General features: G+C 44.0%; 11 protein-coding genes. All 11 read left to right on the top strand.

Annotation, left to right across the window (positions count from 1 at the left end):
- The first annotated feature begins 171 nt into the window (after positions 1–171).
- A complete protein-coding gene (locus tag C1N53_RS19745; protein WP_137760949.1) occupies positions 172–957 on the top strand; it encodes an enoyl-CoA hydratase/isomerase family protein in 786 nt (261 codons plus the stop codon).
- Between the two features lie 36 nt (positions 958–993).
- Positions 994–2,505, top strand: coding sequence for a lipopolysaccharide biosynthesis protein (locus C1N53_RS19740; protein WP_137760948.1), 1,512 nt, complete (start codon positions 994–996; stop codon positions 2,503–2,505).
- A 223-nt stretch (positions 2,506–2,728) separates the two neighbouring features.
- Positions 2,729–3,178 carry a dUTP diphosphatase gene (dut, locus tag C1N53_RS19735; protein ID WP_137760947.1) on the top strand — a complete coding sequence of 150 codons (450 nt, stop codon included), beginning with the start codon at positions 2,729–2,731 and terminating at the stop codon, positions 3,176–3,178.
- 132 nt (positions 3,179–3,310) lie between these two features.
- A complete protein-coding gene (locus C1N53_RS19730) occupies positions 3,311–4,318 on the top strand; it encodes a sugar phosphate nucleotidyltransferase (protein ID WP_137760946.1) in 1,008 nt (335 codons plus the stop codon).
- Positions 4,319–4,325: 7 nt separating this feature from the next.
- The gene (locus tag C1N53_RS19725; protein ID WP_240773292.1) at positions 4,326–6,095 is read left to right on the top strand and encodes a tetratricopeptide repeat protein; all 1,770 of its coding nucleotides are present in this window, start codon (positions 4,326–4,328) and stop codon (positions 6,093–6,095) included.
- Positions 6,088–6,831 (top strand): DUF4292 domain-containing protein, encoded by a 744-nt coding sequence (locus C1N53_RS19720; RefSeq protein ID WP_137760945.1) that lies wholly within the window; start codon positions 6,088–6,090, stop codon positions 6,829–6,831. The genes C1N53_RS19725 and C1N53_RS19720 overlap by 8 nt, the downstream gene beginning before the upstream one ends.
- 83 nt (positions 6,832–6,914) lie before the next feature.
- The gene (locus C1N53_RS19715) at positions 6,915–8,156 is read left to right on the top strand and encodes a murein hydrolase activator EnvC (protein ID WP_137760944.1); all 1,242 of its coding nucleotides are present in this window, start codon (positions 6,915–6,917) and stop codon (positions 8,154–8,156) included.
- Between the two features lie 629 nt (positions 8,157–8,785).
- A complete protein-coding gene (locus C1N53_RS19710) occupies positions 8,786–8,998 on the top strand; it encodes a twin-arginine translocase TatA/TatE family subunit (protein ID WP_137760943.1) in 213 nt (70 codons plus the stop codon).
- Between the two features lie 29 nt (positions 8,999–9,027).
- Positions 9,028–9,240 (top strand): twin-arginine translocase TatA/TatE family subunit, encoded by a 213-nt coding sequence (locus C1N53_RS19705; protein WP_137760942.1) that lies wholly within the window; start codon positions 9,028–9,030, stop codon positions 9,238–9,240.
- Between the two features lies 1 nt (position 9,241).
- The gene (gene gatA / locus C1N53_RS19700) at positions 9,242–10,684 is read left to right on the top strand and encodes an Asp-tRNA(Asn)/Glu-tRNA(Gln) amidotransferase subunit GatA (RefSeq protein ID WP_137760941.1); all 1,443 of its coding nucleotides are present in this window, start codon (positions 9,242–9,244) and stop codon (positions 10,682–10,684) included.
- 6 nt (positions 10,685–10,690) lie between these two features.
- On the top strand, positions 10,691–12,235 hold the full coding sequence (locus C1N53_RS19695; protein ID WP_240773291.1) for a lytic transglycosylase domain-containing protein: 1,545 nt from the start codon (positions 10,691–10,693) through the stop codon (positions 12,233–12,235).
- The last annotated feature ends 151 nt before the right edge of the window (positions 12,236–12,386 follow it).

The following is a 12,386-nucleotide window of genomic DNA, read 5'->3' as shown; positions in this document are numbered from 1 at the left end:
TTTTGATTGAATTAAATCTTCACACAAAAGCCTCTTCACCACAAAAATAGCCATGAATGACTGAGTTTTGCAATAAAACAGGAGAGTTGGATGCTATTTAGCTTTTCAGGGATACGAATGAAATCTTTATCTTTGCAGCAAAATTGTCATTCTGACCAGCGTATAGAAACTATGGCTACATTCCAAAACCTACTGCTTCAACTCGAAGATAACGGCATCCTTACTATCTCTATCAACAGAGCTGATAAGTTGAACGCCCTCAACAGCACAACCATACTAGAGCTGCAGCAGGCTATACAGGAGGTTTACGACGACACCACTATAAAAGGAGTTATTATAACCGGCGTAGGCGCAAAAGCCTTTGTTGCCGGAGCTGATATTGCAGAAATAGCAGAACTAAGCGAAGTTAATGCCCGCAGTTTTGCAGAGCGTGGCCAGGAGGTGTTCAGCATGATTGAGCGCTGCAATAAACCTGTAATTGCCGCTGTAAATGGTTTTGCCCTGGGTGGCGGTTGCGAGCTCGCCATGGCCTGCCACATGCGCATTGCCAGCGAGAATGCTAAATTCGGACAGCCAGAAGTTAATCTTGGTCTTATTCCGGGGTACGGTGGCACACAACGCCTGACACAGCTTATAGGCAAAGGCAAGGCCATGGAACTGATGATGACAGCCGACATGCTTTCTGCCCCGGAGGCTTTAGCCTTAGGTTTAGCCAACCATGTGGTAGCTCAGGAAGAACTGCTGCCTAAATGCCACGAAATATTAACAAAAATATTAGCAAAAGCACCTCTCGCTATCGGTATGGTAATAGATTGTGTAAATGCCGTTTACGCCAAAGATGAAAACGGCTACCAGACCGAGGCCAATTCTTTTGCCCGCTGCTGCACTTCCGAAGACTTTGTAGAAGGCACCAATGCTTTCCTGGAAAAACGCAAGGCCAATTTCAAAGGCATATAACCTGAATTACTGTATTCCCGGCCACAGAAAGAGAGTATGAGTATAGCCAAAAAACTGGTTGGGCAAACAGCTGCCTATGGTTTAAGCAGTATAGTAGGCAGAGCGATAAACTATCTGCTTGTGCCTATTTATACAGCCGTGCTCCTGCGTGAGGAATATGGCGTTATTTCTTATTTATACTCGTTTACGGCATTCTTCAACATCCTCTACACCTACGGAATGGAGACTGCCTTTTTCCGCTTCGCCAACAAAACAGGAGCCGACAAGCGCGCCTTGTATAACAGAACACTAAGTTCGATTCTCGTTAGCAGCTCGATCTTTACGACTGTTCTTATAGTTGCCGCTCAGCCTATTGCTGTTTATGTAGGCTTACCCGATCATCCGGAATATATTATATGGCTGGCACTGGTACTGGCAATCGATGCTATTGTAGCCATACCTTTCGCCTGGCTTCGGCTCCACAACAAGGCTATAAAGTTCGCTTCTCTTAAACTCGCCAATATTCTGCTTACGGTGGGGGCCAATACATTTTTCCTGGTAATTTGCCGCGACATTTATGGAGGCGAATATCTAATAGGATTACAGCCCATAGTAGCGCAGATATATGACCCAGGCTTTAATATAGGCTACATATTCCTAATTAATTTAGTAGCCAATGCGCTGCTACTGCCTATGCTTTGGCGTGAGCTAAGCATTTTCAGGTTTAAACTTGATTTCGGTCAGCTTAAGCCAATGCTGCAATACGCTTACCCGCTTCTCTTTATGGGAATTGCTGGTATCGTAAATGAGGTAATAGACCGCATTCTGCTGGAGCGGTGGCTACCGGAAGGCTTTTACCCAAACACTAGCAATATGGCGGCAGTAGGAGTTTATAGTGCCTGTTATAAACTCGCTATTTTTATGACACTAGCGATACAAGCATTTCGTTATGCGGCCGAGCCTTTCTTTTTCTCACAGGCACAGGATAAAAGCTCACCACAGACCTTTGCGCTTATTATGAAATGGTTTGTAATTGTGTGCGCCTTTATTTTTCTATTCATATCTGCTAACCTCGAAGACTTTGCTATTCTAATACGTACTCCTGCTTTCCGGGAAGGAATTGCCATTGTTCCGGTGCTGTTGCTAGCGAATCTTTTCTTAGGAGTTTACTATAACCTTACCGTCTGGTTTAAGCTTTCAGATAAGACGCACTATGGCACCTATATAAGCCTGGGCGGTGCCGCTATCACAATACTTTTTAACCTGCTGCTCATCCCGGTGCTGGGTTATATGGGATCTGCTATTGCCACCCTTATCTGCTATTTTAGCATGGCACTGATTTGCTACCTGCTAGGCAATAAACATTATCCCATCCCCTATCCTGTTGCTACCATTACGGCTTACATTGCCTTGGCTACCGGTTTGGTTATAATTGCCCGCTATATTACACTTGAAAATTTCTGGCTGGAGCACCTGCTTAATCTGGGCATTTGCGCCCTGTTTGCCCTCGTGATATGGCAGCGTGAGGGAGCAAAGCTATGGAAGCAAAGAACTGCAAAAGTTAATTAAGCCACTCAGACACCTGTTCAGCCATTTCAGGTTCAACGCTGTAATTATCGCCTTACCTGATTTACAGTCATTTTTTAATGCCCCTTTCTAAGATTCTTTGAGGACTTTAAAAAATTATTCTTGAAATTTACAAAATCCTATATACCTTCATCTATATAGAATAAAAGGCACATGTCTTTTGGCAAAAGCTTGTGTACCATCGCATAATCTTTATTTTTGAAAGATGAATAAAAACAGCTTACAGGTTAATGTAATTAACCAATCCAAACACGCACTTCCTTCTTACCAGACAGTGCATTCGGCTGGCATGGATTTACGTGCCAACTTAGATGCTCCTGTTACGTTAAAGCCTCTTCAGCGAACCTTAGTATCCACTGGTTTATTTATAGAGCTTCCCGAAGGGCACGAGGCACAGATACGGCCCAGAAGTGGCCTGGCCTTTAAACATGGTATTTCTATAGTAAACAGCCCTGGTACTATTGATGCCGATTACCGTGGCGAAATTAAAGTATTACTGGTGAATTTGTCGGATCAGGACTTTGTGATAGAAGACGGAGAGCGTATTGCCCAAATGGTTGTAGCAAAGTATGAGCGTGTATCGTGGCTGGAGGCAGCCACTCTAACGAACACAGAAAGAGGTGCAGGTGGCTATGGCAGCACAGGCACTAATTAATACCTTCGTTTATTGCAGATAAACGTTAACCTGCTTTGCCCACGTAGTTAGAGTAAAATAAATTTTAAATAGATCATACCCAGGCAGCCTTTGCTCCCTGGCTTCACTTTAACAATAAATAAAAAACACGCTATGAGGATTATAATACCAATGGCTGGTATGGGAAAGCGCATGCGCCCACACACTTTAACTATTCCAAAACCACTTATCCCTATCGCAGGCAAGCCCATCGTGCAGCGCCTGGTTGAAGATATTGCTAAAGTTTGTCAGGAACCTATAGAAGAGGTTGCTTTTATTATAGGTCACTTCGGTGATAAAGTGGAGCAGGACCTGAAAAAGATTGCACAGGCTGTTGGTGCTAAAGGCAGCATTTACTACCAGGAGGAGGCCTTGGGCACTGCACACGCTATTTTGTGTGCACAAGAGTCGCTGGAAGGTAAAGTGGTAGTAGCTTTTGCTGACACACTTTTTAAAGCAGATTTCCAATTAGACACCAATGCAGATGGCACTATCTGGGTACAGCGCGTAGAAGACCCTCGCCCGTTTGGTGTAGTTAAGCTAAACGAGAACAACGAAATCACAGATTTTGTAGAAAAACCAGAAGAGTTTATTTCTGACCTGGCCATTATTGGTATCTATTACTTCCAAGACGGAGCCTACCTGCGCAGCGAGCTGCAATACCTGCTCGATAACGACATCAAAGATAAAGGAGAATACCAGCTAACCAATGCCTTGGAGAACATGAAGAACAAAGGCACCACCTTTATACCTGCTGTCATATCCGAATGGCTCGATTGCGGAAATAAAAACGCAACTGTGTATACTAATCAGCGGTATTTGGAGTATATAAAGGATGAGGAAGGTTTAGTCGCTTCGTCGGCGCAGCTGCAGAACTCTGTTATTATACCTCCGGTATACATAGGTGAAAATGCTATTATCAACAACTCTGTGATAGGGCCTCACGTTTCCATAGGAAACAACACCAGCGTAAACAGTTCTGTAGTAAGCAACTCCATCGTACAGGAGAACGCTACCCTTACAAACGGAAACATATCAAACTCAATGGTGGGTAACTTTGTTTCCTATGAAGGGCGCCAGTCTGACCTCAGCCTCGGCGACTACAATACGCTTAAAGACTAGTACTAAAATGAATCGATTCAGAAACATTGTCCTTGCAGCAAGCTGCCTGGCCTTGGTAATGGTGGCGGAAGACAGCCAGGCGCAGTCTTCCAGGAAGAAGAAAGAGAAGGTGACGCGAGAGACAGCTGAATCTGCTATCGCTCCTGTGCCACAACCCTCGGAGCAGGAAAAGCAAATAAGCGAGGCACTGTTTCTGGATGGTTTAAAGTTTTTTATGCTGGAGGACTACGACCAGGCCCTCAAGCTTTTTCAAAAAGCACATACGCTTACACCTGCCAATGCTGCCCTCAACTATAAGCTGGCAGAAACAAACCTGATGCTCCAGAAAGCGACCAACGCTTTACCCTATGCGCAGGCTGCTGTAAGCCAGGACCCGAACAACTCCTACTATTACCTGTTGCTTGCCCAGTTATATACAGAGCAAAAGCAATATACCGAAGCAGCCCAGGTTTTTAACGATTTGCTGCAGAAAGTTCCTAACACAGAGCAATACCTTTTTAACCTGGCCGATTTATACATGTCGCAGTCTAAGTTTGAGGATGCCCTGAAAACGTATGAGCGCATAGAAAAACAGTTCGGCCCGATCGAGCAGGTTTCTATCAGCCGACAGCAGATTTACCTGAGGCAGAAAAATGTGGCAAAAGCCATAGCGGAGGGTGAAAAGCTTATTGCCACAAACCCTACCGAAATACGCTATTTTCTGGCTCAGGCCGAGCTATACAATGCTTCTCAAAAGCCTGACATTGCCATTGAAACACTTCAACGCGCCTTACGGTTAGATCCGAACAATCCTTTTGCGCACCTGATGCTTTCTGACCTTAATCGCCAGAAAGGTAATAAGGCGGAGTCGGAGCGGCAGGCTAAACTGGCTTTTTCCAGCTCAGAGCTGGAGATCGACACCAAAGTCCGTATCCTGGTTGACTTTATACGCCAGCTACCAAACCCGGAAGTAGAGAAAGTAGCGCTGGATCTGGTAAACCTGACCATAAAGGCTCATCCGGAAGAAGCAAAAGCATATGCCGTTGCTGGTGATTTACAAGCCATTGCCGGTAAAAAAGAGCAAGCCCGCAATAACTACTTAAAAGCAGTTAAACTAGACGATTCGCACTTTAAAATCTGGCAGCAGATTGTATTGCTGGATGCAGAGTTAGCACAGTCTGATTCGCTTATTAAGCACTCGGAGCAGGCATTAGAGCTATTCCCTAACCAGGCTGTGTTCTGGTTCTACAACGGCACAGGTTACCTGATAGAGCAGAACTTCGATAAAGCTGTTAAGTCGCTGGAATATGGCAAACGTTTATCAGCCAGCGAGCCTGAGCTGGTGATGCAGTTTAACATGCAGCTGGGTGATGGCTACAATTCGCTGAAAAACTTTAAAAAATCAGATGAAGCCTATGAAGCTGTACTGGCACAGGATGCTGATAATGAGCATGTATTAAACAATTACAGTTATTTTCTTTCGCTCCGCAACGAGAAGCTGGGCAAAGCAAAAGAAATGGCGGATCGCCTGGTAAGAAAGCACCCGAACAACCCTACTTACCTGGATACTTACGCCTGGGTACTATATAAGCTGGAAGACTACGAGGGAGCTTTAAAACATTTAGAAGAAGCTATTGCCCTCTCAGACGATGCCACTATTGTAGAACACTATGGCGATGTACTTTTTAAAATCGGGAAAAAAGACGATGCTGTGCGCCAGTGGCAAAAAGCTAAAATAAAAGGCGAAGCATCTGCCTACATTGATAAAAAAATAAAAGAAAAGAAACTGTATGAATAAACAGTTCTTCATTTACCTGCTGGCTATAGTTATGTTTTCAGCATGTAAAAAAGAAATTGCACCTACCACCGCCTCTACCACTACCGAAACTGTTGGAAATGTATCTATCAAAAACCTCGAGTTTAACTACCTGAGCGCAAGAGGCAATTTAAAATTTGAAGATAAAGGCCAGACCACTTCCTCGGGTTATGCTCTTCGCATGAAGAAGGATAGTGTTATCTGGATATCTGTGCTTCCCGGTTTGGGCATAGAGGCTGCCCGCATTAAAATAACGCAGGACTCTGTTTATGTTATGAACAGGCTGCAGAAAGAGTACATTGCCACAGACTACAGGTTCCTGAGCAACCAGTTTCGGGTAAACCTGAACTTTGATGCCGTGCAAGCCATCCTGATTGGCAACTACCAGCCTGTTGGCAGGGAAAAGGCGATAGATGAAGGCCAGATGCACCATGTACAGCAACTGCGGAATTATTTGCTTTTCGACTACTTTATTAACAAAGAAAGCGAAAAGCTGCAGCAGCTTCATGTAAACGACCAGCAATCCGGCAATAACATTGTGGTAAAATACGAGAACTTTCAGAACATTGGCGCGGTTCCCTTTGCCCATGCGCTGGCTGCACAGATACTCCAGGCAGGCCAGACCTCTGTTTTTAACCTGACACATAACAGAGTTACCATTACAGATGATCCTCAGGACTTTCCGTTTACTGTACCAGGCGACTACAAAAAGTTATAAAGCCCAATAAAATTCTCTTGCCTACTGGTACTTCGTATTTAGATTCGCCATATTTGTAAGCTAGAGTTACGAACCCACATTACATGAAGGCCCTTTACAAACCTGCCTTCTTTCTGTTGCTGTTATTGCTGCCTTTTGCCACTTATGCGCAAAAGCAGAAGCCTAAGTCGAAGGCTCAGCTAGAGAAAGAAAAGACAGAAAACCTGAAACGCATCAAAGAAGCAAACCGCATTCTGCAGCAAACAAAGGCGCAGAAGGAAGCGTCGCTTGGGCAGTTAAATGCTATACAGGAAAAGATTACAGTGCAACAAGGGGTAATCACTAATATTTCAAAAGAAGTTAGCTTTATAGATTCTGAGGTACGGGAAACAGAAAGCATTGTAAATGCACTGGAGTCGGACCTGGAAAAGCTCAAGAAAGAGTATGCCACTATGGTATACGCTGCTTCCAAGTCAGCGAACAGCTACAACAAACTCATGTTTTTATTTGCTGCCGACTCTTTTAATCAACTGGTAAGGCGGATGCGTTACCTGCAGCAGTATTCCGAGGCGCGCAAAAAGCAGGTAGAGCAAATTAATAAAGTACAAATTGCGCTTACACGCCAGCTTAATCTCCTGGCTTCGAAACGGCAGGAAAAGAGAGGCTTGCTGAATAAACAGATTGCGGAGAGTAAAAATCTGCAGAGCCTAAAACAGGAGCAGAATAATGTAGTGAGCCGCCTAAGCCAGCAGGAGCAAAACCTGAAGCAGGAGGTAGCACAACGGCAATCGGCAGTAAAGAAACTTGACAACCTGATTGCAGACATCGTTCGGGAAGAGATGGCCAGAGCTGCCCGCGAAGCCAGAGAAGCAGGCAGAGCCACCAGTGGCAGTGCCAACAAAATTACCCTTACGCCAGAGGCTGCTCTTATTTCGTCTTCGTTTGCCGGTAATAGAGGCCGTTTAGCATGGCCGGTAGAAAAAGGCTTTATCTCACAACGCTTTGGCCGTCATAATCACCCTGTTTTAAAAGGAGTTGTGGTGGAAAACCGGGGCATTGATATTCAGACAGCACAAGGCGAAAATGCCAGGGCTATTTTCGAAGGTAAGGTGCTTACAGTAGCCAGTGTACCAGGCATGAACAACATTGTCATGGTTCAGCATGGGGAATACTTTACCGTATATGCCAAGTTACGGACAGTAAATGTAAAAGAAGGGCAGAATGTAAAGATGAAGGATGTAATCGGCACTGTTTACACCGACGCAGATGGCACAACAGAGCTTCAGTTCCAAATCTGGAAAAACAATGCAAACCTGGACCCTTCCGGCTGGATCATCAGCAAATAATTTCTCTGTTTAAGGGCTGGTTTCTCAGCCCCTGAAAATATTCTCGGCAGAAACCGCTAAAAACAAAAAAAGCACCCCACAATGTAGAGCGCCTTTCCAAGCTATGAAAACAAACTTAATGTTTTTATCTATGTACAAACCCCATCAGGGGCTGAAGATTTCATTTTATTAAACCGAAAGATACCTTCATCTAAGATATTCTGTTCTATTCACCCGAAGTAATTTTCAGGTCGGTTTCTATGCGTTGCTATAAACTATATTCAAGCAACCTTGTTGGAACAGCCTCTTTCTGTTTAATGGTTGAACAACAATGATACCAAAGTTAAATAAAATTACAACACACTGATTATCAACAATAAATTTAAAAACAAAATTTAAAATCATCCCATATTTGGAATAATTTTATCATTTTTGGGAAATTCAGAAAATCAAACCAGCTCTTTTAGAATTTAGCCTGACAAGCTAAGCAAAAATCCGAAAGTCTCAAACTGTGTGCTGCAAAATCCGGTGAAGTGCTGCCATTCGTATATTTTATATTATCAGGCTAAAATAAACTTATATCACCTTATATGAGTTTATTTAAAATATTAACTTTAATTTTGTAGCAGTTACCTTTAAAATCTAATATTATGGCAATCACCAACATTTTCTTGTTTTTAGGTGCATTAGGCGGTACAGAGATCCTTATCATCTTGTTCGCTATCCTATTGCTTTTTGGAGCTAAACGTATTCCGGAACTGGCAAGAGGCATGGGGCGCGGCATTCGTGAGTTCAAAGACGCTACTAAAGAAATCAAAAGCGACATTGAGAACTCTGTAAAAGACGATAAGCAAACCAAGTAATATTAACCAACTAGTTATCAGTTACTAGTATGTACGCAGGTACAGTTCTTCTCTTCCTATCGGATTTAGGTGGTGGAGAAATCTTTGTGATTCTTGTAGCAGTTCTGCTAATGTTCGGTGCAGACAAAATTCCAGGCATTGCCCGATCATTTGGCCGCGGTATACGGGAATTTAAAGACGCAACAAACGAAATTAAATCAGAACTCGAACGACACGTCGACGACATAAAGAAGCAGGATTAGTTTGAAACAGTATAATTCGTTAAGTGAGATCCGCGCGGATATTGCCAATGGGCAGGTTACGTGCAGACAGCTGGTAGAGCATTACCTCCACAATATTAAGGAGCAGGAGAAGCTGAATGCCTTTTTAGAGACATTTGATGAAGAAGCCTATGCACAGGCCGATACCGTAGACCAAAAGCTTGCTGATGGTAGTGCCGGTAAATTGGCTGGCATGGTGATCGGCATCAAAGATGTACTGGCTTATAAAGGCCATAGCTTACAGGCTTCCAGTAAGATTCTGGATGGCTTTAAATCGCTTTATACTGCCACTGCCGTAGAACGCTTACTTGCAGAAGATGCCATTATTATTGGCAGACAAAACTGCGATGAGTTTGCAATGGGTGGCTCTAACGAAAATTCTGCTTTTGGACCGGCACTGAATGCCGACGACCATACCCGTGTTCCCGGAGGCTCTTCTGGCGGTTCTGCAGTAGCGGTACAGGCCGATTTATGCCTGGCTTCTATTGGCTCAGATACAGGAGGTTCTGTTAGGCAACCGGCATCCTTTTGTGGTATTGTGGGCTTAAAGCCAACATATTCCAGAATATCACGCTTCGGCCTTATCGCTTATGCTTCTTCTTTCGACCAGATTGGCATTATAGCCAAAAGCGTAGAAGATGCGGCGCTGCTGCTAGAAGTAATGGCTGGTAACGATGAGCTGGACAGCACTGTTAGCCGCCGCGAAGTACCGGTTTATAGCCAGCAGTTAGCTATAGAAGAAGGCAAAAAGTATAGAATAGGGTATATCAGAGACTGCTTCGAAAGCGAAGGGCTGGATGCTGAAGTAAAAGAAAGCATCTTGAGCGTAAAAGATATGCTGCGGGAAGCCGGGCATACCGTTGAAGCAGTTGAATTCCCATACCTGGACTACATAGTTCCAACTTATTACATCCTGACAACAGCCGAAGCCAGTTCAAACCTGGGCCGTTATGACGGGGTAAAGTATGGCTTTCGCAGCCCAAATGTAACAGACCTTAACTCTCTTTATAAAAAAACCAGGTCTGAAGGCTTTGGAGAAGAAGTGAAGCGCCGCATCATGCTGGGCACTTTTGTGCTCAGTGCCGATTATTACGACGCTTACTATACCAAGGCGCAGAAGGTAAGAAGGCTGATAAAGGAGAAGACAGATGAGTTGCTTCAGTCTTACGATTTTCTTATATTGCCTACAGCTCCAACCACAGCCTTTAAGTTTGGAGAAAATGCAACAAATCCGGTAGCAGTTTACCTGGAGGATATCTTTACGGTTCAGGCCTCTTTAGCAGGGGTTCCGGCTATTTCAATACCAGTCGGACGCGATTCAAAAGGCCTTTCCATTGGGTTACAGCTTATGACCCGCTCATTCGAAGAGTCAGCACTGCTTTCTTTCTCGAATTATATCTTGGACAAGATAACCGTTGAAGCATAATATATAATGACTTACTCTAAACTCTTTACAGTACTTGCAGCTTTTATAGGCAGCATGGGGATGGGGTATGCCCAAAGCTCCGGCTCCTTTAGCTTCAAGCACGAAAAGCCAATAGCAGAAGATACATTTGCATCAGACACAACGCTTCTTTCGCCAGAGGAGCTTGCACTGTTAGTAGAGTACATTCCCAATGTACCCAACGATGTTATCCAGGACAGGCTAAACTGTATTGAGGCAGATATTCCGCTTGTGTTCAATCCTTTTGTAAGGAGCCACATCGATTATTTTACCATCAGAAACAGGAAGTATACCCGCACCATGCTTACGCGTGAGAATGTATACTTTCCGCTTTTTGAAAAGTACCTTAAGAAGTACAACATGCCACAGGACATGAAGTACCTCTCTATAGTTGAATCGGGCCTTAACCCAAAGGCGGCATCCTGGGCCGGTGCTGTAGGCCTCTGGCAGTTTATCAAAACAACCGGCAAAGAGTATGGCCTGGACCAGAACCAGTACATTGATGAGCGCATGGACCCTGAAAAGGCCACTGATGCAGCTTGTCGTTTCTTAAGCAGGCTTTACAAAACCTATGGCGACTGGGAACTGGCTATGGCCGCTTATAACTGTGGCCCCGGCAACGTGAACAAGGCCATAAAAAGAGCTGGTGGAGGCCAGAAAGGCTTCTGGGATATTTTCCCATACCTGCCAAAAGAAACCCGTAGTTATGTACCGTCCATGACGGCTGTTATCTACTCGATGAAGTACGCCCCTGAGCATAATATTTTCTCTGATTCCATACTTTATGCACAGGATGTAGAAACGCTTAAGGTAAGTCATGCCCTGGACCTGGAAAAACTGGCGGAGGAGCTGCATATGGCTCCGGAAGTAATTTTGGCACTGAACCCCGAAATAAAGCAAAAAATGCTTCCTGATCATACCCGCAATTACGCTTTGCGTATTCCGGCCCATCGTTCTGCTTTGTTAGCCTCTTCTACAGACCTTAGCTGTATTTTAGCTGCGGCTAAACCTACTCCGCCGCCCGTTATACAAGATATACCAGCAAAAGCACCTGTTATGCTGGCATCTGCTAACACAAGCAATAACGATACTATTACCGCAAAAAGCCCGGCTCCTAAAAAGGCAGAAGAAAAGACCTATCTGGTACAAAAAGGAGATAACCTGATACAAATTGCGCGCAGCCATAATGTAACAGTTGAAGAATTAAAAGAGTGGAACAACTTGAATGGTGCGTACATTACTGTAAATCAAAAACTTACTATACATCAATCAGCAGCTGCACAGCCTGAAGAAAATACATTGTTAGCTTCAGCCGAGGCAAAGGCAGAGCCTGTCGCTAAAACAACTGCCAAGGCAGCTCCCAAACAAGCACCTGTAGCCAAAGTAAAAGAAATGATCCATCATGTGCAGCCAGGAGATACACTCTGGAACATTTCACAGCGCTACGATGGCATTTCAGTCGAACAGATCAAAAAACTAAACAAGTTAAAGTCTGATAATCTGAAACCAGGACAGAAACTTATATTAAGCTAACCTTATCCAGCAACAACAAAAAAGCACCTTCAACCGAATGGTGCTTTTTTGTTATACCTGAGCCGCTTCATACAAGCCAGCAATTTGTTGCGCTAACGTATGATTTTCCGGTTCTTTTCATCAAAAAAATTAATTTAACCAAAATATAAAG

The organism is Pontibacter sp. SGAir0037 (genome assembly GCF_005491705.1).
Classification (GTDB): Bacteria; Bacteroidota; Bacteroidia; order Cytophagales; family Hymenobacteraceae; genus Pontibacter.
This window is presented reverse-complemented; position numbering and strand designations above follow the sequence as displayed.

What these genes read in the sequence shown, in the direction of transcription:
- C1N53_RS19720 (WP_137760945.1), top strand. Translation starts at nt 6,088, where the DNA reads ATGAATAAACAGTTCTTCATTTACCTGCTGGCTATAGTTATGTTTTCA.
- C1N53_RS19695 (WP_240773291.1), top strand. Translation starts at nt 10,691, where the DNA reads ATGACTTACTCTAAACTCTTTACAGTACTTGCAGCTTTTATAGGCAGC.
- C1N53_RS19710 (WP_137760943.1), top strand. Translation starts at nt 8,786, where the DNA reads ATGGCAATCACCAACATTTTCTTGTTTTTAGGTGCATTAGGCGGTACA.
- C1N53_RS19725 (WP_240773292.1), top strand. Translation starts at nt 4,326, where the DNA reads ATGAATCGATTCAGAAACATTGTCCTTGCAGCAAGCTGCCTGGCCTTG.
- C1N53_RS19715 (WP_137760944.1), top strand. Translation starts at nt 6,915, where the DNA reads ATGAAGGCCCTTTACAAACCTGCCTTCTTTCTGTTGCTGTTATTGCTG.
- C1N53_RS19745 (WP_137760949.1), top strand. Translation starts at nt 172, where the DNA reads ATGGCTACATTCCAAAACCTACTGCTTCAACTCGAAGATAACGGCATC.
- C1N53_RS19705 (WP_137760942.1), top strand. Translation starts at nt 9,028, where the DNA reads ATGTACGCAGGTACAGTTCTTCTCTTCCTATCGGATTTAGGTGGTGGA.
- dut (WP_137760947.1), top strand. Translation starts at nt 2,729, where the DNA reads ATGAATAAAAACAGCTTACAGGTTAATGTAATTAACCAATCCAAACAC.
- C1N53_RS19730 (WP_137760946.1), top strand. Translation starts at nt 3,311, where the DNA reads ATGAGGATTATAATACCAATGGCTGGTATGGGAAAGCGCATGCGCCCA.
- C1N53_RS19740 (WP_137760948.1), top strand. Translation starts at nt 994, where the DNA reads ATGAGTATAGCCAAAAAACTGGTTGGGCAAACAGCTGCCTATGGTTTA.